The following is a 23,988-nucleotide window of genomic DNA, read 5'->3' on the forward strand; positions in this document are numbered from 1 at the left end:
ACCGGCCGTTCATTTCGCGGCGGCTTGGGGCCGAATGCTTTCGTAATACTGCGCCACCGCGGCCATGTCCTGGTCGCTCAGCTTGGCGGAGATCTCCCGCATCACGGCCGAGACGTCGTTCTTGCGCGCGCCCGACTTGAAGGCCTGCAGCTGCGCCGTCGCATAGGCGGAAAGCTGGCCGGAGAGCCGCGGATAGAGCGGCGGCTCGCCCGCCCCGGCGGGTCCGTGGCAGTTTCCGCAAGCCTGCACGCCGATGACGCCGTCGCCGATGTCGGCGACCCCGACCGTGGCGAGCCTGTGGCCCCGGGTTCTGACCGCTTCTTCGGGCTGCCGCGCCGGCCCAGGCGGGCTTTGCAGCCCCGCGTAATAAGCCGCCGCGTCGCGGCGCTGCTTGTCCGACAGCGCCTGTGCGATCGGCGTCATGATGTCGTTCGGGCGCGAGCCGTCGGCATAGTTTTGCAGCTGCTTGTAGAGATACGCGCCCGACTGGTCCGCCAGCCTCGGGAAGGGCCCGTCCGGGTTGCCCTCGCCCTTCTGGCCATGGCACTGCGCGCAGGGCGCGGCCCCGTTCGGGTCGCCCTGCGCCGCCAGGGTCTCGCCCGCCTTGGCGTCGGGCGCATCGCTTTGCTGCGCCCAGGCGGGAGCGGCCCAGAGGAGCGCGGCGGCCGCCAGCGCCAGCGGCGATGTGAGCCTGAACGCGCTCATGACGGCGCCAGGGGTCCGGGGGATTTCAGATAGCGGCTCTTCAGCGCCGCTGCCTGCCAGTAGGCCAGCGCCCCGACCGTGTCGGTGGGGTTGTAGGCGGCGTTCTGCGGGAACAGCGCCGCGCCCGTGACGAACACGTTCGAGACGTCCCAGCTCTGGCCGAAGGGGTTGCAGGCGCTCTCGCGCGGATTGGCGCCCATGATGGCTCCGCCGGTGTTGTGGGTGGTCTGGTAGGGCACGACCGAATAGGGGCCGGTCCGCGGATTGGCGACCACCTGCCGGGCGCCCATGCGCTGCGCGATCTCGGTCGCCCGCGCGGTCACGTAGCGCGACATCTTCAGGTCGTTTTCCGGGAAATCGAAGGTCATGCGCAACAGCGGCTGCCCGAAGGCGTCCCGGTAGGTGGGGTCGAGACCGAGATAGTTCGTCCGCCGCGCGCTCGACTGGCCATGCACCTGCAACCCGCCGGTGTGGTTGTAGTGGCGCGCCACGGCCTTCTTCCAGCCCGCGCCCCAGCGCGGCGTGCCGGGCGGCGTCGGATGGAACTCGATCGGCCTCGCCCCGGTCGTGTAGGCGCAGATATAGGACCCGCCGACGAAGCCCAACTTGGAGTGGTCGAAATTGTCGCCGACATAGTCGGAGATCACCGTGCCGAGCGCGCCCGCGCCCATGAACTGGTTGAGCTCGACGTCCTCGTCGTAGAACAGCGTCACCGAGCCCATGGTCTGGTAGGCGTAGTTGCGCCCGATCGTCCCTTCGCCCGTTTTCGGGTCGTAGGGCTTGCCGATCCCCGACAGCAGCATCAGCCGCGGATTGTGGAACGAGAAGGCCGACAGGATGACGAGGTCGGCCGGCTGCTCGGTCTCCTGGCCGGTCGTCACGTCCACATAGGCCACGCCGCTGGCGTGCTTCTTGTCGTCGGTGAGATTGACCCGGATGACATGCGCGCCGGTGCGCAGCTCGAAATTCTTCTGCTGCAGCACCACCGGCAGCAGCGTCGTCTGCGGGCTCGACTTGGCGAAGTGCTCGCAGCCGAAGCGCTCGCAATAGCCGCACACCATGCAGGGCTCCAGCCGCACGCCCTCGGGATTGGTGTAGGCGCGGGTCATGTTGGCGCTGGGCACCTGGTAGGGGCTGTAGCCGAGCTCCATCGCGGCCTTGGCGAACAACGCGCCCAGATAGGCCGGCGCGGTGGGCGGGTTCGGGTAATCCCGGCTGCGCGGATCCTCGAACGGGTTGCCGCCCGGCCGGATCTCGCCCCCGACATTGCCGGCGTAGCCGCCGATGCCGAGCAGATGCTCGAACCGGTCGTAATGGGGCTCGAGGTCCTCATAGGTGAGGCCCCAATCCTGGACGGTCAGCTCGGCATCCATGAAGTCGCGGCCATAGCGCTCCTCGTGATGGCTGCGCATCCGGAAATCCTGGTTCTGGAAGCGGAAGGTCTGGCCGTTCCAGTGGACGCCTGCGCCGCCCAGGTCCGTGCCGGGCAGGAAGGAGCCCAGCTGGCGCATGGGCAGCGCCTTCTGGTCGGGCGTGTTGCGGAAGGTCACCGTCTCCTGCGACAGGTCCTGCATCAGCCCGTGCCGGACCGCGAACGACAACTCGTCATGCATGCTGGGCGACTGGAAGTCCGGCACGGTCGACCGCGCCCGACCGCGCTCGAGCCCGACCATCGTGACGCTGCTGTCCTTCAGCTCGCGCGCGATGATGGCGGCGGTGAAACCGACGCCGACGAAGACGACGTCGACCTTGGGCAGGACCTTAGCCACGGGGACGCCCTCCTTGCCGGGGAGCCGGGAGCGCGCCGCCCGGCTCCGGATGATGCTCCTGGTCCGACTGCGCGATCGACATCGGCTCGCGCTGGAAGCGTTGGCCGTGATCCGTGTAGACGCCCAGATAGGTCGCGTAGGCGCCCGGGAAGCCGATCATCCGCCAGCCGACCATGTCGCGGTTGCCGCCATACATCGGGTCCGACAGGAAGCCCTCGATGGTGTTGGCCAGGAGCGTCTCGAAGAACTCGGCCGAGGGCGCGCCGGCGAGATCCATCTTGCCCGCCTCCAGATCGGCCAGCACGCGGTCCTGCTCCTCCGGCGACAGCCGGGCGAAGCTGGAGAGCCCGCCTCGCCGGCTGGCCCTGCTCCGGTCGCGCTCGGCGCCGCGGGCGGCGGCCGGGGCGGGCGACCGGGACCGAAGCTGCTCCTCCAGGGCCGCGATGGCCGTCCTGTAGAGCTGCGCCGGCGTCAGGGCGAGCTGGTAGCCCTGGGTCGGCGCGCCCTGCTCCCAGGGGCCGGACTTGTAGAGCCGCGCGCCCTGCCCGTAGGCCCCGGCGAGCTGCTGGTCGATATAGGTGGGGACCCCGGCCCCGACCGCGCCCGTCCATTGCGGGTCCGGCGGGATCAGGCGATCGACCGCCGCCTCCACGAAGGCGGCCTCCTGGGGATTGAAGAAGCGGTAGGGCTGCTTGCCGGGCGCCGCGCTCGCCTGCGGGCCGGGATGGCCGTGTTCATGCGCCCTCTGGCGCGGCCGCGCCTCCAGAGCGGGCGGAAGCGCCGTCGCGGCTCCCAGGGCGCCGGCGGCCCGAAACAGGTTGCGGCGTGAAAACTCGCTCATGGGGGGCTCCTCGGTCCCTCGGCCGCGGCCGCAGGGCGGCGGCGCGCAAACGTCGGCGGCGCGCCTAGCGGGGCGGCGCCTTCGGCTCCTTCAGCGCGCCGCATCGCGCCCGCGCGGCGTCGTCCTGGATGGCGTCGCAGGCGAGCTGGACGGTGGGGATCGCGACGGGCCCCGCCGGCGCCAGGCTCGACGCGGGCCTCGGCCTCATGGCGGCGGGAAACTCGGACCCGGGCAAAGGCTTGCCGGACGGAACGGAGGTGACCGAATCGGTCGATAGCAGCGGCGGCGGATGCGCGTTGGCGTGCGGCGCCTGGGTGGACGTGCTGCTGTCCTGGCCCTGGGCCAGCGCGCCGCCGACGGCGGCGGCGCAGACCCCGCAGGCGACGAGGGCCAGGCCGATCGAGCGGCGCGCCGCGGACGAGAGGGTGGAGGGGCCTGGGCGCAGGACGTTCATCGAAGCCTCGCAGCGCTGCCGCAGGGAGGCGGCGACCCGCCCCGCGAACGCTAACCGGAGGCCGGCGCCAAGCGATCCACGCCGACCCCGGACAGTCCAGAGACGTACGCCCGCAGCCGGCTGTGGAGCCGGCCGCGCAGGAGCGTCACTGCCCCGCCGACGCCTTGGTGACCGCGCCCGTCTCGATGTCGGAGGCCGGGTTCAGCGAGGACTGCGACAGCTCCAGCGGGGTGACGCTTCCGGGCGCGATGACCCTCACGGCCGCGGGTCCCGGACCCGCCGACGCCGGCTCGGCGGAGGCGGCGGCGGTCGCCCCGGCGGGCCTGACGATGATGTCGTTGTCGCCCGGCTCGCCGGCCGGGGGCTTGCGCTTGGCCCCTTTGAGCGCGGCGGACTTCGCCGATCCGGTCGCCGACGCCTGGGCCATCCGGGCCGCGATGGCGGCGTCCACCACGATGTCGGAGCTGCGCCGCGCGATCATGCTCTCGGCCTTGGCGAGGGCCTGCGCCCAGCTCTGGCCGTCGCCCTTGCAGGCGCAGCTCTTGTCGACGGATGTGCGATATTTGAGGGCGTTCGGCAGGGCCGTATAGGCCTGGCCGTGGGTCGAGACCGCCTCCTGGATCGCGCCGCCGTCCGGCATGCGGAACACGGCCGTCTCGGCTCCCGGGCAGAGCGACTGGCACATGTCTTCCACGTCGCCGTCCTCGGGCTTGGCCGAGAGCGGGAAGAAGAAGCCGTCGCAGGTGCGCACGCAAACCAGCTTGCGCCCGCCGCGGGGCGAGTAACCGCCCGAGGCCGACGCCTTCTCGACATGCTCCCGGTCCGAACAGGCCGCCGCGATGGCGCCGCGCAGCTGCGCCTTGCGCGCCTGGACGTCGGCGCCGCCGCCCGAGACCGCGGCCGACTGCAGCGAGCGCAGCCGGGCCGCGACGCCCTGGCAGGCGGGCGGCGGCCCGAAGAACAGGAACCCTCCGCCATTGCAGCCCATGTCGCGATAGACCGCGGCGAGCTGCGCATATTCCTGGCGCGCCGAGGCGCCGCCCCCGTCGCCGAGGCTGCGATACTCGGCCTTGAGTTGCCGGCATGACGCCGACTGGGCCAGCGCCCCTGTCGAGGCCATGACGCCCGCCACCAGCGCCAGGAGCGCTGCGACGGCCCGATTGTGTCTGCACGGTGTCGATCCCATGGCGATCAAACCGACGTGGAGGGCCGAAGTTCCGTGGAAAAATGCCGCGCGGAGGCAGGAACCCGCGCCGTCGCCGTCATGGTTGAGGAGGCCTGAACGCGGGCCTCCCTCGACCCTCGTTCAGGCCGGGGCCAAGGCGCTTGTCAGCGCCAGCGACGCCCGCCCCAATGGCCTGCGCCGCCCCAATGGCCTCCGCCGGCCCAGCGGCCGCCGCCGCCCCAGTGCCGGCCGCCCCATCCGCCGCCCGCGTAGCGCGCGCCGCCCCAGTGGCGTCCCGCATAGCCCCAGCGGGCGCCATGCCAGCGCGGGCCGCCATAGCCGTAAAAGGCCGGGCCGCTATAGTAATAGCCGCCGGCCGGATAGCCGTAGCCATAGCCATAGCCATAGCCGTAGGCCGGGTATCCGCCATAGGAGTAGGAATCGTAGTAGCGGTCCTGCGCCGCGCCGGCCGCGATCGCGCCCGCGACGAGGCCGAAGGCGCCGAGCGCCGCCCGGGCGCCGGCCCTGTCGTAGTAGTAGTGGCGATGCGCATATCGCGCGTGACCGTAATGGCGCCGCGCGTAGTGGCGCACATGGACGTGGCGCCGGACCACCCGGTGATGCCGCGCCCGGTACGCGACGTCCTGCAGGACGCCCTCGCCCGCGAGCGCGCCGGCGTTGACGACCGGGATGGGCGCGGCTGACGCCGTCGGCGCCGGCCCGCCGCCCAGCAGCGCAGCGGCCGCTCCGGCGACCAGCAGGCTTCTCAATGAGAACCATCGTTGAATCGAAAGCGCCATGGCGTCCTCCGTGCGCGGCTCGGCCCCATCGAACAACGCCGGATGATCCGACCCTGTTCCTGGCGGGCGCGCCCGCCGCGTTCAGAAAGAGTTTACCACGATCTTGGCCGTCCGGCCTACTGCGGCGCCTCCGCCATCAGCACCTCGAAGGTGATGCAGACCGGGCATTCTCCCGGGACGAGCCGCCCCGCATGGATGCGGCCTTGCGTGTCGACGAGCGTCACGTCGATCTCGGCGCGCCAGTCTCCCGCCTCGTCCCGCGCCACGCGCCCGCGCTGGACGAAGACCTCCGTGGCGATGTCTGCGACCCGCGCGCCGTCGGCGAAGAGAGGCTGGATCAGGCTTCCCACGCAGCCATGCAACTCCGCCGCCGCAAAGCCATGGCGCCGGGCCAGCTCCGTCATCGCGCCGCAGAAGTCTTCGTTCGGCCGGACGCGCGCCAGCGCCGTGCGGGGACCGGAGGCCGGAGCGTCGGCCGCCCCGGCGAGCGGGGCCGGATGGAAGATCTTGAACGCCGTCTCGGGGTCCTCGACCGCCGCGATCCCGTGTTCGGTCAGGCCCCAGGCGGCGATCCCGATCGGCTCGGCGATGACGCAGTCATGCGGCAGCAGGTGCCCGCCCGTGCGCCGGCCGTCGCTTTCCCGCCAGACGCCATGAACATGCACGAAGGGCGCTCCGTCCCGCAGCCCGAAGGTGGCGCCGGCGCGCTCCAGCCGGGTGACGCCCACGGGCTCATGCGGCGCGCTGTACCAGGCCGCGTGCACGCCGTCGGTGGAGAGCGCCGGCATGAGGTAGCGGAAGGGCGCGAAGGCGCCGCCCTCCAGCGCGGCCGCGCCGCCCCGGATCCCGGCTCCGGCCATGAAGCCGGCGATCGCCTCGTTGATGGTCAGCCCGGCCGCGAGCGCGCCCGACGCGGAGAGGCTGCGGCCGGCGAGGCTGGCGATCCGGTCGGGATGGGCCGGCCCCGGATGCCGCAGCGCCGTTACCCGCCCTCTCACGTCGCGGCTCCGTCGGACGCCAGGAGGCCCCGGCTCTCCAGCTCCTCGCGCACCATCTTCTTGGTGATCTTGCCGTAGCCCGACTTCGGCAGCGCGTCCCAGAAGAACACCCGCCGGGGCAGCTTGTAGCGGGACACCTTGTCTCCCATCCAGGCGACGAGCGCGCCCTCGTCGAGCGTCATGCCGGGGCGCAGCACGCAGACCGCGACGCCGATCTCGCCCCAGGTGCGGTCCGGCACGCCGAGCACGGCCACTTCGGCGATCGCCGGATGCGTCAGGATCTTCTCCTCCACTTCGCGCGGATAGATGTTCGAGCCGCCCGAGATGTACATGTCGGACTGCCGGCCCGTGATGTAGGCGAAGCCCTCGTGGTCCATGAAGCCGAGATCGCCGGTGCGGAACCAGCCGTCGCGGAACGCCTTGGCGTTCGCCTCCGGGTTGTCGTAATAGCCCGCGAACACCGCCGGCCCGCACACGCAGATCTCGCCCGTGGCGCCGGGCTCGACCTCGCGGCCGGCGTCGTCCTGGATCTGCACCTGCATGCCGGTGCGCTCGAAACCGCAGGTGCCGAGCTTGAGGTCCGGCCCATCCTCGGCCTCGTGCAGCGCCGCCGGCAGCACGGTGATGGCGCCCGTCACTTCGCCCAGCCCGAAATACTGCACGATCACCGGCCCGAGCTTGCGCAGCGCATATTTCTGGTCCTCGCGATACATTGGCGCGCCGGCGTAGATGACGTGCCGCAGCGAGGAATGGTCGTGGCGGTCGACGGCCGGGTGCTCGACCAGCATCTTCAGGATGGTCGGCACGGTGAACATGTTGGCGACGCGATGCTGGGCGATGAGCCGCCAGGCCTCCTCAGCGTCGAACCGATCGCCCGGCGGCAGCACGGTCTTCACCGCCCGGGCGGTCTGCACCAGCTGGTGCACGCCGGCGCCGTGCGACAGCGGCGCCACCACCAGCGAGGCGTCCTGCTCGGTGACGCCGGGCGTCAGGTCCGCCAGGTGGTTGGTGATGACGAACGCCATCTGGCCATGGGTCAGCACCGCCGCCTTGGGCCGCCCGGTGGTGCCCGACGTGAAGAAGAACCAGCACGGATCGTCGTAGGTGACGTCCGCGGCCCGCACCGTCTCGCCTCGATGCTCCTCGATGAGCGCCGCGACGCTGACCTGCGCGAAGGGCGCCTCGCCGAAGCTCGCCAGGACGGCGAGATCGGGGGCCGCCGCCTTCACGGCCGCCGCATGGGCGGGAAACTCGGCCTGGCAGAGGAACGCCTTGGCCCCCGACGCGCTGGCCAGATAGGCGACCTCGTCCGGCACGAGGCGGAAATTGGTCGGGACCCACACGGCGCCGAGCCGGAAGGCCGCGAACATGGATTCAAACATCTCGTTGCAGTTCTTCGCGTGCACGAGGACGCGGTCGCCCTTGCCGACGCCGCGCGCCTGCAGGGCGGCGGCGAGCCCATGCGTCCGCTCCTCCAGCTGCGACCACGTCCACGCCCGCTCGCCCCACACGAATCCATCGCGGTCCGGAAAGCGCCGGGCGGCCTGGCTGAGGATGTGGGCGAGGTTCATGACCCGGTTGGAGACGCGGGCCGTTCCGCCGCGATAATGCTCGTTTTCCCGGGACATTGGCCCCTCCTCCCGTGTTCCACATTGACCGGACGGGCATTCTGCTTAGATTGAGCCGTCCTTCGCCGGGTCCGAGTGGACCACCGGATGACGAAAAAAAGCAACACGGGGGTGAAACGGAACGCCTCTGCACGAGACGCAGTCCTTGCGTCCGGGCGGCGCGGCGGATCACCCGCTGGGAGATAGCCCACGATGGCACGTTTGACCCGCCGCGATCTTCTCGCAACCACCGGCGCCGCCTTCGCGGCCGGCTCATTCGGCATCATCGGACGCGCGTCCGCCGCCGAGTTCACCTACAAGTTCGCCAACAACCTGCCGGCCACGCATCCGCTGAACGCGCGCGCCCAGGAGGCGGCCGAAAAGGTCAAGTCCGGCACCAATGGCCGGGTCGAGATCCAGATCTTCCCGAACAACCAGCTCGGCTCCGACACCGACATGCTGAGCCAGGTGCGCTCCGGCGGCGTCGAGTTCTTCACCCTGTCGGGCCTGATCCTGTCCACGCTCGTCCCCGCCGCCTCGATCAACGGCATCGGCTTCGCCTTCCCGGACTACGACACGGTCTGGAAGGCCATGGACGGGGACCTCGGCAATTACGTCCGCGGCCAGATCGGCAAGGCCGGCCTCGTCGTCATGGACAAGATCTGGGACAACGGCTTTCGCCAGACGACCTCGTCGTCGAAGCCGATCGTCACGCCCGACGACCTGAAGAACTTCAAGATCCGCGTGCCGGTGAGCCCGCTCTGGACCTCGATGTACAAGGCGTTCGATTCCGCCCCCACCTCGATCAATTTCAGCGAGGTGTACTCGGCCCTGCAGACCAAGGTGGTCGACGGCCAGGAGAACCCACTGGCGATCATCTCGACCGCCAAGCTCTACGAGGTGCAGAAGTTCTGCTCGCTCACCAATCACATGTGGGACGGCTTCCACATGCTGGCCAACCGCCGCGCCTGGGAGAAGCTGCCCGAGGCCGACCGCGCCGTCGTGGCGCGCGAGTGGAACGCCGCCGCGATCTCCGAGCGCGCCGACGTCGCCAAGCTGAACGCCGGCCTCAAGGGCGACCTGGAGGGCAAGGGCCTCGCCTTCAACCAGCCCGACCCGGCCCCCTTCCGCGAGAAGCTGCGCTCGGCCGGCTTCTATTCCGAGTGGAAGGGCAAATATGGCGACGAGGCCTGGGCCCTTCTCGAGAAGGCCGTCGGCAAGCTCTCCTGAGCGTCATAGGAAGTGCGCTCGACGCCCCCTCATCCTGAGGAACCATGCGCAGCATGGCGTCCCGAAGGATGAGGGGCTTTGTGGCATGCCCCAGGCTCATGTGGGGACGGATTCGACCGGGCTTCGAGGATCATGGCGAGTTTGCATGCAAGTGAGCCTGCCGTTGCGGGAGTGGCCGGCTGGCGTGGCCTGGCCGCCCGGACGGAGGCCGCCATCGGATGGCTGGTGGAGATCCCGGCGGCCCTGCTGGTGGTCGCCGAGATCGTCGTGCTCTTCGCCGGCATCGTGGCGCGCTACGTCCTCCACAAGCCGCTGATCTGGTCGGACGAACTCGCCTCGATCCTATTCCTGTGGCTCGCCATGCTGGGCGCCGTCGTGGCCTTCCGGCGCGGCGAGCACATGCGCATGACGGCGCTGGTCGGCATGGTGGGGCCGAGGGCGCGGGCGTTCCTGGACGCCGTGGCGGTGTGCGCCGCGCTGGCCTTCCTGCTGATGATCGTCTACCCGGCCTATGACTACGCCTATGAGGAAAGCTACATCGTCACGCCCGCGCTGGAGATCCAGAACGTGTGGCGCGCCGCGGCGCTGTGCGTCGGCGCCAGCCTGATGATCGTGCTGGCCCTGCTGCGCCTCGCCCGGGTCGCGGATCTGGGCGTCACGCTGGCGGCCCTCGTCCTGGTGGCGGCGCTGTCGGCCATGTTCTGGTATGCGGGGCCCGCCCTGAAGCCGCTGGGCAACCTGAACCTCATCATCTTCTTCATCGGCGTCGTCGCCGCGACGGTGCTGTCGGGCGTGCCCATCGCCTTCGCGTTCGGGCTGGCGAGCTTCGGCTACCTCGCCACCACCACGAGCGTGCCCATGCTGGTCGTGATCGGGCGCATGGACGAGGGCATGTCCCACCTCATCCTGCTCTCGGTGCCGCTCTTCGTGTTCCTCGGCCTGCTCATCGAGATGACCGGCATGGCCAAGGCCATGGTGCAGTTCCTGGCCAGCCTGCTCGGGCATGTGCGCGGCGGGCTCTCCTATGTGCTGGTCGGCGCCATGTACCTGGTCTCCGGCATCTCGGGCGCCAAGGCGGCCGACATGGCGGCGGTCGCGCCCGTGCTCTTTCCCGAGATGAAGCGTCGCGGCGCCAAGCCGGGCGACCTCGTGGCGCTGCTGTCGGCCACCGGGGCCCAGACCGAGACGATTCCGCCAAGCCTCGTGCTGATCACCATCGGGTCCGTAACGGGCGTCTCCATCGCGGCGCTGTTCACGGGCGGGCTGCTGCCCGGCGTGATCCTGGCCATCACCCTGTGCGTGGTCGTGCGCTTCCGCTACCGCAACGAGGATCTCTCGCATGTGGTCAAGGCCAGCCGGGCCGAGATCGGGCGCACCTTCCTGATCGCGCTGCCGGCGCTGGCGCTGCCCTTCATCATCCGCGCCGCGGTGGTGGAAGGCGTCGCCACCGCGACCGAGGTCTCCACCATCGGCATCGTCTATTCGCTGGTGGTGGGCCTGCTCGTCTATCGCCAGTTCGACTGGGCGCGCCTCAAGCCGATGCTGATCGAGACGGCGGCCCTGTCGGGGGCGATCCTGTTCATCATCGGCGCCGCGACCGCCATGGCCTGGGCGCTGACCCAGTCCGGCTTCTCGCGCGACCTCGCCGCCCTGATGGCCAAGGCCCCGGGCGGCGGCGCCACCTTCATCGCCATCTCGATCGTGGCCTTCGTCGTGCTCGGCAGCGTGCTGGAGGGCATCCCGGCCATCGTGCTGTTCGGGCCACTGCTCTTTCCGATCGCCCGGCAGCTCGGGGTGCACGAGGTCCACTACGCCATGGTGGTCATCCTCTCGATGGGCATCGGCCTCTTCGCCCCGCCCTTCGGCGTCGGCTACTACGCCGCCTGCGCGATCGGCCGGGTGAGCCCCGACGAGGGCATGGGCCCGATCTGGGGCTACCTGCTGGCGCTGCTGGTCGGCCTCGTCGTCGTCGCCGCCGTGCCGTGGATCTCCATCGGCTTCCTTTGAGGCTGGAGTCCGTTTCGTACACGGGCGGCGAAACGCCGCCTCGGGATGCAATCCAGGATTGCTTCCGTTAACGTGCGCCCGAAGGGAGCCGGAACAATCGTCTTGATCCAGCGTTCGCTCCCCAGAGGGAGCGTTCGTTTGGCGGCAAGGAGAGTGGCGGCGTGCGTATGCGTCCTGGCGGGGCTGTCGGTCCTTCCGGGCGGCGATGCGCAGGCGCTCGACATCCTCGGCCTGTTCGGCCTTGGCGCCAAGCCGCCGGCCCCCAGCCCCACCACCTACCCGTATGACCTGACCATCGAAGCCCCGGGCGCGCCCAGGGACGTGCGCCAGGCCGTGGAGGACGCCTCCAACCTGGCCCGCCTCAAGACCGAGGCGCCCGGCGCGGCCGACCAGCTCGTGCGGATCGCCGAGGCCGACCTGCCCCGCATCACCGACGCGCTCTGGGGCATGGGCTACTACTCCGCCTCCGTCGTGATCGAGGTCGCCGGCGCGCCGCTGGCCCTGGGCGCCCTGCGCCCCGAGGCGGCCGCCCGCGCCGCCGAGGCCTATCGGGGCCGCGCGCTCGTGCCCGTCCGCATCGTGGCCCAGGCCGGCCCGCAATATCGCTTCCGCCGCGTCGTCGTGCTCGACGACGCCTCAGGCCTGCCCTTCTCGCCCGAGGAGCTGCCGCAGCGCGTCGTCAAGCTGCAGCCCGGCGATCCCGCCCGCTCGGCCGACGAGATCGCCGCCGAGGCCCGGATCGTGGATCATTTCCGCGAGAAGTCGCACCCCTTCGCCAAGGTCGTCTCGCGCACCCCGGTCGTGATCCATCCCGAGCAGGCGATGGACGTCACCCTGCGGGTCCGGCCCGGGCCGACGGCCGACTTCGGGGCGATCACGCTGTCGGGCGCCGAGGGCGTCGACCACGCGGTGGTGCGGTCCTTCATCTACACCGAGCCGGGCGATCCCTATTCGGTCACCGCCATCAATGGAATCCGCAAGTCGGTCGGCCGCATCGAGGCGCTGGGCTCCGTGCGCATCCGCGAGGCCGAGAGGCTCGACGCGAACGGAAACCTGCCGATCTTCGTCGAGCTGACGGAGCGCAAGCAGCACGCGCTGGGCGTATCCGCCCTCTACTCCACCGCGGACGGCCCGGAGGTGCGCTCCTACTGGACGCATCGCAACCTGTTCGGCGGCGGCGAGGTGCTGCGCATCGAGGGCAGCACCTTTTACGCCGGCCGGGCGCTGGGCGAGCCGGCCCGCAACCGCGACGAGAAGCGGCTGGTCTCCTCCGACATCGGCGGCCGTTTCGGCTTCACCTTCCTGAAGCCCGGCCTGTGGGGCACGCGCAACGACCTGCTCGTGTCGGCGTTGGCCGCCCGCGAGAAGGGCTACGCCTATACGGACCGCCGCGCCGGCGGCGAGGTCGACCTGCGCCATCGCTTCTCTGACACCAGCTCCGCCCAGATCGGCGTCCGGGCCGAGCGTGGCCGCACCAGCGACGCGCTCGGCAACATCGACTACACGCTCGTCGGCGTCCCGGTTTCGTTCACCTACGACTCCACCGACAAGCCGCTCGACCCCAGCCGCGGCGTCCGCTTCACCGCCTCGGTGACGCCCTACCCCACCTTCCTGGGCTCCACCGTCGGCATGACCATCGCCAAGGCCAACGCGTCGGCCTATTACGCGCTGGACGAGGACGCCCGCTACATCCTGGCCGCGCGCCTCGGCCTCGGCTCCATCCTTGGCGCGGAGTTGCAGGACATCCCCTCCAACTACCGCTTCTACGCCGGCGGCGGCGGCTCGGTCCGCGGCTACCGCTACCAGAGCCTCAGCCCGCAGATCGGGCGCTTCCCGATCGGCGGCCAGAGCCTGGTGGAAGGCTCCGTCGAGGCCCGCATCAAGGTGACTGACACGATCGGGGTCGTGCCCTTCGTCGACGCCGGGCAGGCCTATGCGGAACGCTATCCGCGTCTCAACCAGCCGCTGCGCGTCGCCGCCGGTCTCGGCCTTCGCTACTACACCTCGATCGGGCCGATCCGGCTGGACGTCGCCACCCCGCTCAACAAGCAGAAGGGGGACAAGCCCGTCTCCCTTTATATCAGCATCGGGCAATCCTTCTGATGAGAGCCGCGCGCGCCATCCTGCTCGGACTGCTCGGCCTCGCCGCCCTGGCGGGCGCCTATCTGGCCGGCGACGGCCCTGCGCGGGCCCAGAGCGAGCAGAACTCGCTCGCCAGCCTGCTGTCCTGGGCGCTGTCCACGCCGGAGAACCGCGTCCGGGTGGGCGCGGTGGAAGGCGCGCTCTCCTCCGACGCGGTGATCCGCGACGTCCAGATCTCCGACCGCGAGGGCGTCTGGATCACGCTGGACCGGGCCAGGATCTCCTGGCGCAGGACGGCGCTGCTGGCGCGGCGGCTCGAGATCGACGCGCTCGAGATCGACCGCCTCACCGTGGCGCGCCGCCCGGTCGCCGCCGAGGCGGACGCCGCGCAAGCCGCCGAGGCGCCCGCATTGCCGGCCCTGCCGGTGAAGCTGATCGTCAAGCAGTTCGCCATGAAGGAGCTTGCGCTCGGCGAGAAGGTGCTCGGCCAGGCCGCCCGCATCGCCGTCCAGGGCGACGCCCTGCTGGGCGCTCCCGCGGAGGGCCTCTCCCTGCACCTGCAGGCGAACCGGCTCGACGCCCAGGGACGCTTCGCCGCGGCGGTCAACTACGTGCCGCAGAGCGCGCAACTCGATCTCAACCTCGACTTCACCGAACCGTCCGGCGGCCTTGTCGCCGGCGTCATCAACCTGCCGGGCCAGCCCCCGATCGACCTGAAGGTGCAGGGCCGCGGCCCGCTGGACGGCTTCCAGGCGTCGCTGAACTTCGTCTCGGGCCCTCAGCTCGGCGCCGAGGGCCGCGCCACCGTCACCCGCGAGGGCGCGGGCCGGCGCGTGGCGCTGGCGCTGGGCGCTCGCATCGAGGCTCTCCTGCCGCCCGTCGTCGCGCCGGTCTTCGCCGGATCGACCGATCTGAACGGCGACGTGCTGGTGGGCGACGACGGAAGCGTCGCCTTCCGCCAGCTCGACGTCACCGCCCGGGCCGCGCGGCTCACGGTGGGCGGCGCGGTCGATCCGCAGCAGAACCTGGACCTCAGGCTCGCCATCCGCTCCCTGCCGACCGACGGCGCCAAGACCCGCGCCGGCGAGGTCGAGATCGGCCGCCTCGTCCTCGACGCCACCGCCAAGGGGCCCGCCACCGCCGCCGTCGTGCAGGCCCGCCTCGACGGCCGCGAGATCGCGACGCCCTGGGGCAAGGTCGCCTCGATCGCCGGCTCGCTCGGCGTCGACCCCGCGGCCCCCGGAGCGGCCGACGCCCGCTCCGCCGTCGCCGTGGACCTGCATGCGGCCGGGGTGGCCCCGGCCGACGCCGGCGAGGCCCGCGCGCTGGGCGACCGCATCGACCTCGTCGCCAAGGGCCGGGTGGACGCCTCCTTCGTCGCCGATCTGGGCGAGGCCCGCCTGACCACGCCCACCCTCCAGGCGTCCTGGACGGGGATCGTCGGCTCGCGCCGCATCGACGGGGCCGCCGCGGTCCGGATCGCGCGCCTCGCCGCCTTTTCCAGGCTGGTCGGGCGCGAGCTCGGCGGTTCAGCCGACCTGAACGCCAAGGTGACCGGAGACCCCCGGCGCTACCGCATCGACGCCGCGCTGGACGGCCGCCTCGCGGACGCCCGCATCGGCGTGCCGCCCTTCGACCGGCTGATGGCCGGCGCGGTCTCCATCAAGGGGCTCGCCCGGCGCCTTCCGGGGGGCCTTGGCTTCTCCGACCTGCGCATCGAGGGGCCCAATATCCGCAGCCGCCTCGACGGCGACGCCACGACGGAGGCCGCCAACCTGGCCGCGCATGTCTCCGCCCCCGACCTGAAGCGCGTCGACGAGCGCATCTCCGGCTCCGCCGAGTTCGACGCCAGGCTCACCGGCTCCCTCGAGCGGCCGGACCTGAACGCCACCGTGGCGCTGCGCGACGCGCGTGCGCTCGGCAAGGCGATCCCGCGCCTCGTCGTCGACATCGCGGCGACCAACCTCACGGGCGAACTCGACGCCCGCCTGCGCCTCGACGGCGAGGTCGACCGCAAGCCGGCAGCCGGGCGGCTGCATTTCGCCACGCTGGGAGCCGTCCGCAAGCTCGACGACATGGACGTCCGGATCGGGTCGGTCCACCTCTCCGGCGGCGTGACGCTGGACGAGAAGGACCTCGCCGTCGGCCGCATCGCGCTCGCGGCGGGCGACCTCGGCGACCTCTCGGCCCTGGCGCTGACGCCGCTCGCCGGCAAGCTCGACGCGTCCATCGACCTGACGTCCGCGAACGGCCGGCAGGACGCCGCCGTCTCGGCCCAGGGCGACCGGATCTCGGTCGCCGGCCAGACGCTGCGTCGTCTCGACGCCAGGCTGACCGCGACCGACCTCTACGCAGCGCCCGTCGTGGACGGAACCGCGACCGCCGACGACGCGGTGCTGGGTGGCGTCAAGCTCAACGCCGTCAAGCTCGCCAGCCGCGGGACCCAGCAGGCCAGCGCCTTCACGCTCTCGGCCGCCGGCGACGCGGCGGTGGCCGTCGAAGGCCGCCTCCTGGCCGGACCGCCCATCCGGGTCGACCTGACGAAGGCCAGCCTGCGCCGCAACGGCCAGACCCTGGCGCTGGCCGGACCGAGCACGATGACGGTCCAGGACGGCGACGTGACGATCCCCGGCCTCGCCATCGAGGCCGGCCGGGGCCGCATCCGCATCGCCGGCCGCGCCGGGGCGCGACTGGCCCTGACGGCCGACGCCGTCGCGGTGCCGCTCTCCATCGCCGACATCGCGTCCCCGGGCCTTGGCCTGCAGGGCGTGCTCGACGCCCACGCCGAACTCGGCGGAACCGCGGCTGCGCCGACCGGGCCCTACCGCCTCTCCGTCTCGAAGGCCGGAAACGCCGCGAGCCGCTCGGCCGGGGTTCCGCCCATCGACGTGAAGGCCGATGGCCGGCTGGAGGGCGACCGCGCCACGGTGGCCGCCACGGTGTCGGCCGGCAAAGGCGCGGTGGTGCAGGTCGGCGGCGCAGTCCCGCTTTCGCCGCAGGGCGGGCTCGCCCTGACGGTCCGCGGTCCGCTCGACGCCTCGCTCGTCAACGGCATGCTGGCCGCCGGGGGCCAGCGCGTCACCGGCCGGCTGAATCTCGATTTGCGCGTGGAGGGGCCGCCGGCCGCGCCCCGCATCGCCGGGACGGCCGCCCTCACGGGCGCGACCTTCGACGATCCGATCGCCGGCGTCCGCCTGCAGGCCATCGAGGGGCGCTTCGCCGCGCGCGGCGAGGACATCGCCATCGAGCGGCTCACGGCGGCCACCCGCAATGGCGGGACGCTGTCCGCCTCCGGCCGGGTGCGCATCGATCCCGCGGCCGGTTTCCCGGCAGACGTCAGGATCACCGGAACCCGCGCCGAGCTGGTCTCCAACGACACGGTGTCGGCCACCGCCAACCTGGCGCTCGCGCTGAGCGGCCCCGTCGCCCGCACGCCGCGCATCTCCGGCACGGTCGACGTCATCACGATGGACGTCTCCATCCCCGAGAACCTGTCCGGCGTCGCCCAGCCATTGCCGGGCACGCGGCACGTCGCCCCCGGCCCGGCCGCCCGCGCCCGCCTGGCCGCCGCGCGGCGCGCCGGGACGAAGCGCGCCGGCCCGCCCTTCGTGGCGGCGTTCGATCTCAACCTCACCGCCAACAACCGCATCTTCGTGCGCGGGCGCGGGCTGGAGGCCGAGCTCGGCGGGGCGCTGCGCCTGACCGGCACCAGCAAGGACCCGGTCGCGATCGGCGCCTTCAACCTGCGCAACGGCCGCTTCGACCTCGCCGGGCAGCGCATCGACCTCGTGCGCGGGCGCCTGACCTTCGCGGGCGACCTCACGCCCCAGCTCGACTTCCTGGCCCAGACCCAGGCCGCCGACGTGACGGCTCAGATCGCCGTCACGGGCCTGGCGTCGCAGCCCGACTTCGCCATCACGTCCACGCCGGGCCTGCCGCAGGACGAGATCCTGTCACGCATCCTGTTCAACCGGGCGGCCGGCGGCCTCACCGGCGTGCAGGCGCTTCAGCTCGCGCAGACCATCGCGCAGCTGTCCGGCGGCGGCGGGCCGGACCTCCTGGGCAGCCTGCGCAAGTCTCTCGGCGCCGACAGCCTCGACATCACCGCCGGGGCGACGGGCGGGCCGGCCGTCGGGGTGACCCGCTACATCAACCGCCGCGTCCGCATCGGCGTCCGCGCCGGAGCGACCGCCGCCGACACGGGCGTCGGCGTCGACGTCGACGTCACCAAGAACATCAAGCTGCGCGGCCAGGTCGGCGCCGACGGCGGCGCCTCGGCCGGCGCGGCGTATGAGATCGAGTATTGAGGGCCTTGCAAGTTCGGCGGACCGGCTTACGTTACATGTCACGCCAGGAGATGCAGGATGGCCACGACCGCCAAGCGCGAGGGAAACCGCCAACGCGTGAAGTCTTTCCGCGAACGTCAGAAGGCGGAAGGCCTGCGGCTTGTACAGGTGTGGATGCCCGATGTGAGGTCGGCGGAGTTCAAGGCCGAGGCGCACCGCCAATCCGCGCTGGTCGCGACAAGCGCCCATGCTCGGGACGACCAGGATTTCGTCGACGCCGTCTCCGAGTTCAAGGCCTGATGCGCCGGGGCGACCTTTGGACGGTTTCCGGGGGCCCCGACTATGCCGGCAAACCCCGTCCGGTCTTGGTTGTGCAGGCTGACGACTTTGACGCGACGGCTTCATTGACGGTCTGTCCCTTGACGACCGAAATGACCGACGCCTCGTTGATGAGATTGCCGATCCAGCCCGGGGCCGGCAACGGATTGCGGGCGCCCTCCAGCATCATGATCGACAAAGTCACCACCGTGCCGAAGTCGAAGCTCGGCGCCCGTATCGGCAGCCTCGCGCCGCCCGAGATGACGGCGGTGAACCGGGGACTGTTTATCTTCCTCGGACTCGCCTCATAGTCACGCACTCTGGGCCGCGCCATTTCGGGTGCAACGATCCCGGCGGGCCCTTGAGGATGCCGCCAACCACGAACCTTCGGAGACCTCCCATGGCCAAGCTCCTTCCCTTCCAGCGCGAAAAGAACCTCATCGGGGGCGAGTGGGTCGACGCGGATTCGGCCGGGACCATCGAGGTCACCAATCCGGCCACCGGCGAGGTGATCGGCACGATCCCGAACTGCGGCGCGGCCGAGACGAAGCGCGCCATCGCGGCGGCCCAGAAAGCCTTCGAGGGCTGGCGCGCCACCACGGCGGCCGAGCGCGCCGACAAGCTGCGCAAGCTCGCGGCCGCGCTGGAGAAGAACAAGGAGGAGCTCGCCGTTCTCCTCACCACCGAGCAGGGCAAGTCGCTGGCCGAGGCGCGCGGCGAGGTCGGCATCAGCGCCGCCTATGTGCTGTGGTTCGCCGAGGAGGCGCGGCGCGTCTATGGCGACACGATCCCGTCGCCCTGGGCCAACCGCCGCATCCTGGTCACCAAGGAGCCGGTGGGCGTGGTGGCCGCCATCACGCCCTGGAACTTCCCGTCCAGCATGCTGTCGCGCAAGCTGGGCGCCGCGCTGGCGGCCGGCTGCACTGTGGTCACCAAGCCGGCCACCCAGACGCCCTACTCGGCCATCGCGTGGGGCCTGCTGGCCGAGGAAGCCGGCATCCCGCCGGGCGTGATCAACATCCTCACCGGCTCGGCCGCCCAGATCGGCGGCGAGATGACGTCGAACCCCACCGTCAAGAAAGTGACCTTCACGGGCTCCACCGAGATCGGCAAGCTCCTGATGAAACAGGCCTCCGGCACCATGAAGCGCATCTCCATGGAGCTGGGCGGCAACGCGCCGTTCCTGATCTTCGACGACGCCGACCTCGACGCCGCCGTGGAGGGCGCGATCGGCTCCAAATACCGCAACTCCGGCCAGACCTGCGTGTGCGCCAACCGCTTCTACGTGCAGGCCGGCGTCTATGACGCCTTCGCGGAGAAATTCGCCAAGGCGGTGCGCGACCTCAAGGTCGGCAACGGCCTGGAGCCCGGCGTCACCCAGGGCCCGCTGATCGACGAGAAGGCCGTCGAGAAGGTGGAGGAGCACATCGCCGACGTGCTCGCCAAGGGCGGCCGCGTGGTGACGGGCGGCAAGCGCCACGCGCTGGGCCACTCCTTCTTCGAGCCCACCATCGTGGCCGACGTGACGCCCGGCATGAAGGTCGCCAAGGAGGAGACCTTCGGCCCCCTCGCGCCTCTGTTCCGCTTCGACACGGAGGAGCAGGCGGTCGCCATGGCCAACGACACCGAGTTCGGCCTGGCCGCCTACGCGTACACCCGCGACCTCGGCCGCGCCTTCCGGGTGATGGAGGGGCTGCAATACGGCCAGGTCGGCATCAACGCCGGCGTGATCACCACCGAGGTCGCGCCCTTCGGCGGCGTCAAGGAATCCGGCGTCGGCCGCGAGGGCTCCAAATACGGCCTCGATGACTACTTGAACATCAAGTACGGCTGCATCGGGCTCTAGCCGGCGCGCAACTCTCTCCCGCGCAGCGGGGGAGATGTCGGCGCAGCCGACAGAGGGGGCGCCCGGGCCGAACTCCGTTCCGCCAGGCGGCGCCCGACCGCCCCCTCCCTGCCCTCCCCCGCTGCGCGGGAGAGGGTTCCGCCGCGGCCGTCATTCAGCTTTAATCGTACCGGCGGCGACGCGCGCCGACCTCATCCGCTCCGAACCATCCTCCCAACCCCACGAGATTCTCATGAACGGCGCCGACCGGCTGTGCGATGTGCTGCTCGCCAACGACATCGACGTGTGCTTCGCCAATCCGGGCACGTCCGAGATGCATTTCGTGGCGGCGCTGGACCGTAAGCCCAAGATGCGCTGCGTGCTGGGCCTCTTTGAAGGCGTGGTGACGGGCGCGGCCGACGGCTATGGCCGCATGGCCGACAAGCCCGCCGCCACGTTGCTGCATCTCGGCCCTGGCCTCGCCAACGGCCTCGCCAACCTGCACAACGCCCGGCGCGCCCGCACGCCGATGCTGAACGTGGTGGGCGACCACGCCACCTACCATCTCCAGCACGACGCGCCGCTCACCAGCGACATCGCCAGCCTGGCCAAGCCCATGTGCCACTGGTACGCGGAGACGAAGACGCCCGAGGACATCGCGCCCGTCACCGCGCAGGCCTACGTGGCCGCCATGACGCTGCCGGGCGTCGCCATCATGACCCTGCCGGGCGACGCCGCCTGGGGCGACCTCGCGCCCGCGCCGGTGGCGCGCACAACGCTCCCCGCCTTGCCGCATGTGAGCGCCGACGCCATCCGGGACGCCGTCGCGGCCCTGCGCTCCGGCAAGCGCGTCGCCATGCTGATGACCGGCAAGGCGCTGCGCACCGAGGGGTTGACGATCGCGGGACGCATCGCGGCCAAGACGGGCCTGCGCCTGCTCACCCCGCAAAGCATCAACCGCATCGAGCACGGCGTCGGCCGCGTCCCGGTCGACAAGGTGCCCTACCCGGTCGACCAGGGCGTCGAGCACCTCGCCGACATCGACGTGCTGCTGATGCTGGGCACGCAGGTCCCGGTCGCGTTCTTCGCCTATCCGGGCAAGCCCGGCCGCCTGATCCGCGACGATTGCGAGGTGCAGACGCTGGCCCGGCCCGGCGAGGATCTCGTCCATGCGCTCGCCTGGATCGCCGACGAGGTCGGCGCCAAGGAGGCGCCGCGCCTCGTCCAGCCGGGCGGCCTCGCGGACGCCCTGCCGCAGGGCGCGCTCACGGCCGACTCGGTCGGCTACGCGGTGGCCAAGCTCCTGCCCGAAGGCGCCATCGTGTGCGACGAGGCGGTGAGCTCCGGCCGAAAGTTCTTCAAGCTCTCGGAGAACTCCGCCCCGCACACTTACCTACAGCTCACCGGCGGCGCGATCGGCGTCGGCATTCCGATGGCGACGGGCGCGGCGGTGGCCTGCCCGGACCGCAAGGTCATTGGCCTGCAGGCCGACGGCAGCGGCATGTACACCGTGCAGGGCCTCTGGACCCAGGCGCGCGAGAACCTGGACGTCGTCACGGTGGTGTTCGCCAACCGCTCCTACGCGATCCTGCATGGCGAGATGCGCAATGTCGGCGTCAACCAGTTCGGCCGCAACGCCGCCCGCATGCTGAACCTCGACGAGCCCTTCCTCGACTGGGTCACGATGGCCAAGGGCATGGGCGTCGAGGGCGGCCGGGCCGAGACCATGGAGGAGTTCGAAAGGCTCTTCCGCGCCGCGCTCGGCCGCAAGGGGCCGTTCCTGATCGAGGCGGTGATCTGACCCCCGGCGCGCAGCCGGCGGCCCAAAGCAATACGCCCGGCTCGGCCGGGCGTGATGAAGGCGTTGTCCCCCAAGTGGGCTATTCGGGGCGCTGCTTGTTGTTGTGAGCCCCTCTTATCGGCGAACGTCTGGCCTTGACCTTCGGTGGCGCGGGTGATCAGGCCGGCCGCCTGGAACGCTTGCCCGAATATTCAGCAAGGATTCGAGCAAATTGTAAAGTCCCAGCTCGCACGTTGCGGTTTTCCTGTCACAGCCGGGACACATTCGCGAGTCGGCGACCCGTCGAAAGCCACGTCGCGATTGATGAAAGCGGCGAATCCGCGCGTCATGCTCGAGGGTTCGGAGCCATCCGGTCCCGGACACACCGGCGGGCCGCAGCCCGCCTCGGCGGCGGCCTGCGGGCTGGACGGTTTCGAATGGCCTCAGAAGCGCTCGCCCGGCTGTCGCCGGCGCTCCTTTCTCCCTTTGGCGTCTGCGAGGAGCTTCCCCCCTCCCGTCTGTTCCGCGACCTCTTCGACGCGGTGCAGAGCGCCGGGCTGTTCCCGGATTCCAAGACCTTCGCGGACGCCGCGCCGCGCCTGCCGGCGGCCAAGATCCTGAGGGCCTGGGAGGCCGAGAAGGACGCTCCCGGCTTCGACCTCGCGGTGTTCGTGGCGGCCCATTTCGCCTTGCCGATCGCCACTGAGACCGGCTTCATGACGCTGGCCGGGCGCGACGTGCCCGACCATATCGACGCGCTCTGGCCGATGCTGGAGCGTCACGCCGAGACGCCGCCCGCCGGGTCGTCCCTGCTGGCGCTGGCCCGGCCCTATGTGGTGCCTGGCGGTCGCTTCGGCGAGATCTACTACTGGGACACCTATTTCACCATGCTGGGCCTGGTGCGCAGCGGCCGCGTCGACCTCGCCCGCGGCATGGTGGAGAACGTGTCCGACCTGATCGAGCGCTACGGCCACATGCCCAACGGCAACCGCAGCTACTACCTGACGCGGTCGCAGCCGCCCTTCTTCGCCCTCATGGTGGCCATGGTGGCGGGGCTGGGCGACCACGCCGCCGTCCACCGGCGCTACCTGCCGGCGCTGGAGCGCGAATACGCCTTCTGGATGGACGGGGCCCAGGAGATCGCGCCGGGCGCCGCCCACCGGCGCGTCGTCCGCCTCGCCGACGGCGCGTTGCTGAACCGCTATTTCGACGACCGGGCGACGCCGCGCGACGAGAGCTGGCGCGAGGACGTCGAGACCGCCGCCGCCGCGCCCGGCCGCGAACCGACGGATGTTTGGCGCGACCTGCGCGCCGCCGCCGAGAGCGGCTGGGATTTCTCCAGCCGCTGGCTCGTCCCGGGCGAGCCGCTCTCCTCCATCCGCACCACCCGGATCGCGCCGGTCGACCTCAACTGCCTGATGCTGCAGCTGGAGGTGACGCTCGGCGAAGCCTATGGGTGGGACGGCCGGCCCGAGGAGGCGAGCGCCCTCAAGCAGGCCGCCCTGCGCCGGCGCGACGCCATCCAGGCCCATCTCTGGGACGCGGGCCGCGGCGTCTATGGCGACCTCCTCTGGGACGAGGGCGCGCTCACCGGCGTGGTCAGCGCCGCGACCCTGTTCCCGCTCTTTTGCGGGATCGCGACCAGCAGCCGGGCCCGGGCCGTGGCGGCGGCCGTGCGGGCCGGGCTCCTGGGCCGCGGCGGCCTCGTGACCACGTCCGCCCGGTCGGGCGAGCAGTGGGACGCGCCCAATGGCTGGGCGCCCCTGCAGTGGATCGCGGTGTCCGGCCTGTCCGATTATGACGAGCACGGCCTCGCCGACGAGATCGCGCGCCGCTGGATCGCCAAGGTCTGCACCGTCTACGAGGCCACCGGCAAGCTGATGGAGAAATACGACGTCCTCACCGAGGACCTCGCGGCGGGCGGCGGCGAATATCCCAACCAGGACGGCTTTGGCTGGACGAACGGGGTGACGCGCGAGCTGATGGCCCGCTACCCCGAGATGGCGCAGGTGTTCCGCCCCGGCGTGGCGGTCGCCAACGGGACGCCGGACCGCGCCGTCGCGCGCGCGGCGCTCTAGGGTCCGGACTTCGCGCGCGCCCGAGCCGGTGCTAAAGCTGGGG

The 23,988-nt window shown here is 71.3% G+C and carries 17 protein-coding genes; 9 read left to right on the forward strand and 8 right to left on the reverse strand.

Going from position 1 to position 23,988, the window contains the following annotated elements; all coding sequences use genetic code 11:
- Positions 1 to 9: 9 nt before the first annotated feature.
- The 8 genes from ABEG18_RS18625 to ABEG18_RS18660 form a co-directional block, all read right to left on the reverse strand.
- Positions 10 to 705, reverse strand: coding sequence for a c-type cytochrome (locus ABEG18_RS18625; RefSeq protein ID WP_406854541.1), 696 nt, complete (start codon positions 703 to 705; stop codon positions 10 to 12).
- Positions 702 to 2,474 carry a GMC family oxidoreductase gene (locus ABEG18_RS18630; RefSeq protein ID WP_406854542.1) on the reverse strand — a complete coding sequence of 591 codons (1,773 nt, stop codon included), beginning with the start codon at positions 2,472 to 2,474 and terminating at the stop codon, positions 702 to 704. The genes ABEG18_RS18625 and ABEG18_RS18630 overlap by 4 nt, the downstream gene beginning before the upstream one ends.
- Positions 2,467 to 3,315 carry a gluconate 2-dehydrogenase subunit 3 family protein gene (locus tag ABEG18_RS18635; protein WP_406854543.1) on the reverse strand — a complete coding sequence of 283 codons (849 nt, stop codon included), beginning with the start codon at positions 3,313 to 3,315 and terminating at the stop codon, positions 2,467 to 2,469. The genes ABEG18_RS18630 and ABEG18_RS18635 overlap by 8 nt, the downstream gene beginning before the upstream one ends.
- A 64-nt stretch (positions 3,316 to 3,379) precedes the next feature.
- Entirely contained in the window at positions 3,380 to 3,769 is a 390-nt protein-coding gene (locus ABEG18_RS18640; protein ID WP_406854544.1) for a hypothetical protein, read from the reverse strand.
- 145 nt (positions 3,770 to 3,914) lie between these two features.
- Positions 3,915 to 4,889, reverse strand: coding sequence for a DUF2865 domain-containing protein (locus ABEG18_RS18645; protein WP_406854545.1), 975 nt, complete (start codon positions 4,887 to 4,889; stop codon positions 3,915 to 3,917).
- A 209-nt stretch (positions 4,890 to 5,098) separates the two neighbouring features.
- The gene (locus ABEG18_RS18650) at positions 5,099 to 5,734 is read right to left on the reverse strand and encodes a hypothetical protein (protein WP_406854546.1); all 636 of its coding nucleotides are present in this window, start codon (positions 5,732 to 5,734) and stop codon (positions 5,099 to 5,101) included.
- Between the two features lie 116 nt (positions 5,735 to 5,850).
- A complete protein-coding gene (locus ABEG18_RS18655) occupies positions 5,851 to 6,732 on the reverse strand; it encodes a PCC domain-containing protein (protein WP_406854547.1) in 882 nt (293 codons plus the stop codon).
- Complete coding sequence (locus ABEG18_RS18660; RefSeq protein ID WP_406854548.1) at positions 6,729 to 8,360, reverse strand: acyl-CoA synthetase; 1,632 nt, start codon at positions 8,358 to 8,360, stop codon at positions 6,729 to 6,731. Before ABEG18_RS18660 ends, ABEG18_RS18655 begins: the two co-directional genes overlap by 4 nt.
- Before the next feature lie 192 nt (positions 8,361 to 8,552).
- Here ABEG18_RS18660 and ABEG18_RS18665 point away from each other — a divergent pair, with 192 nt between their 5' ends.
- The 9 genes from ABEG18_RS18665 (at position 8,553) to treF (ending at position 23,945) form a co-directional block, all read left to right on the forward strand.
- The gene (locus ABEG18_RS18665; protein WP_406854549.1) at positions 8,553 to 9,569 is read left to right on the forward strand and encodes a TRAP transporter substrate-binding protein; all 1,017 of its coding nucleotides are present in this window, start codon (positions 8,553 to 8,555) and stop codon (positions 9,567 to 9,569) included.
- A 132-nt stretch (positions 9,570 to 9,701) separates the two neighbouring features.
- A complete protein-coding gene (locus tag ABEG18_RS18670; RefSeq protein WP_406854550.1) occupies positions 9,702 to 11,576 on the forward strand; it encodes a TRAP transporter large permease subunit in 1,875 nt (624 codons plus the stop codon).
- 153 nt (positions 11,577 to 11,729) lie between these two features.
- Positions 11,730 to 13,679 (forward strand): autotransporter assembly complex protein TamA, encoded by a 1,950-nt coding sequence (locus ABEG18_RS18675; RefSeq protein WP_406854551.1) that lies wholly within the window; start codon positions 11,730 to 11,732, stop codon positions 13,677 to 13,679.
- Positions 13,679 to 17,965, forward strand: coding sequence for a translocation/assembly module TamB domain-containing protein (locus ABEG18_RS18680; RefSeq protein WP_406854552.1), 4,287 nt, complete (start codon positions 13,679 to 13,681; stop codon positions 17,963 to 17,965). The genes ABEG18_RS18675 and ABEG18_RS18680 overlap by 1 nt, the downstream gene beginning before the upstream one ends.
- Positions 17,966 to 18,022: 57 nt before the next feature.
- A complete protein-coding gene (locus tag ABEG18_RS18685) occupies positions 18,023 to 18,244 on the forward strand; it encodes an antitoxin MazE family protein (RefSeq protein WP_406854553.1) in 222 nt (73 codons plus the stop codon).
- Positions 18,244 to 18,573: a type II toxin-antitoxin system PemK/MazF family toxin gene (locus ABEG18_RS18690; RefSeq protein WP_406854554.1), complete on the forward strand. Its 330-nt coding sequence runs from the start codon at positions 18,244 to 18,246 to the stop codon at positions 18,571 to 18,573. The genes ABEG18_RS18685 and ABEG18_RS18690 overlap by 1 nt, the downstream gene beginning before the upstream one ends.
- An 89-nt stretch (positions 18,574 to 18,662) precedes the next feature.
- Positions 18,663 to 20,108 (forward strand): NAD-dependent succinate-semialdehyde dehydrogenase, encoded by a 1,446-nt coding sequence (locus ABEG18_RS18695; protein ID WP_406854555.1) that lies wholly within the window; start codon positions 18,663 to 18,665, stop codon positions 20,106 to 20,108.
- A gap of 232 nt (positions 20,109 to 20,340) precedes the next feature.
- Positions 20,341 to 21,888, forward strand: a complete 1,548-nt coding sequence (locus ABEG18_RS18700; protein WP_406854556.1) for an acetolactate synthase large subunit — start codon at positions 20,341 to 20,343, stop codon at positions 21,886 to 21,888.
- A gap of 416 nt (positions 21,889 to 22,304) precedes the next feature.
- Positions 22,305 to 23,945, forward strand: coding sequence for an alpha,alpha-trehalase TreF (gene treF, locus ABEG18_RS18705; RefSeq protein WP_406854557.1), 1,641 nt, complete (start codon positions 22,305 to 22,307; stop codon positions 23,943 to 23,945).
- The last annotated feature ends 43 nt before the right edge of the window (positions 23,946 to 23,988 follow it).

Source organism: Alsobacter sp. KACC 23698, assembly GCF_045348435.1.
Lineage (GTDB): Bacteria > Pseudomonadota > Alphaproteobacteria > Rhizobiales > Beijerinckiaceae > Alsobacter.